Here is a 277-nt window from a genome sequence, read left to right on the forward strand (position 1 = left end):
GCCGGGTTGACGGTGTCATGGCAGACAGCATCCCGTTGGCGTACCAGGGAAAACTTGCCGGCAACAAATTCGAACTGGCCGCCGGTAGTGACTACCAGCCAAGACTTTCCGGAATAGCCCTGAACAAAGACTCCGGTCTGCGCTCTGCCATCACCATGGCCATGAAGGCGATCGTTCAGAGCAAGACCTACGCCGAAATCAACGAGCGTTGGGCAATCCCTTCCACCTCCGCCATCTCAGCTGACAGGGTCTCCGGCTAACAGCCGACGGGACAGAG

1 protein-coding gene is annotated in these 277 nt (G+C 58.5%); it reads left to right on the forward strand.

Annotated features, from left to right (window positions below; genetic code table 11):
- Positions 1-260 (forward strand): hypothetical protein (locus tag SB764_RS39710; RefSeq protein WP_410866712.1); only part of this gene is annotated, 260 nt, incomplete at its 5' end.
- Positions 261-277: the final 17 nt, after the last annotated feature.

Origin of the sequence: Paraburkholderia sp. SIMBA_027 (assembly GCF_046535315.1) — a bacterium.
Lineage (GTDB): Bacteria > Pseudomonadota > Gammaproteobacteria > Burkholderiales > Burkholderiaceae > Paraburkholderia > Paraburkholderia tropica.